1 protein-coding gene is annotated in these 258 nt (G+C 55.8%); it reads left to right on the top strand.

Going from position 1 to position 258, the window contains the following annotated elements:
- Nucleotides 1-46: 46 nt before the first annotated feature.
- The coding region (locus NXS07_RS21325) for a hypothetical protein (protein WP_258087679.1) at nucleotides 47-258 on the top strand (212 nt) is incomplete at its 3' end.

Here is a 258-nt window from a genome sequence, read left to right as displayed (position 1 = left end):
CTCCGTCCTGCAGATAACCTATCGGAACCCTGACGGCGGACCCGAATTGTCTGCCGAACTGCCTATTGAAGCGCTGGACGTGACCGGCGTTCTGCCTGAAGGCGCAGAGGACCTTTCCCCCTTTGTTGCGGCAACAAAACTTACGCTGAAGCAAGACATAGAAGGCACAACCGAAGACATGGACGCCGGCCAAAGTTTTTCGCGTGTGCTGACAGCCGAGGTTGATGGCCTCTCACCCTATTTCCTACCGACTTTGAC

This window comes from Xenorhabdus bovienii (assembly GCF_024721015.1).
GTDB lineage: Bacteria > Pseudomonadota > Gammaproteobacteria > Enterobacterales > Enterobacteriaceae > Xenorhabdus > Xenorhabdus bovienii.
This window is presented reverse-complemented; position numbering and strand designations above follow the sequence as displayed.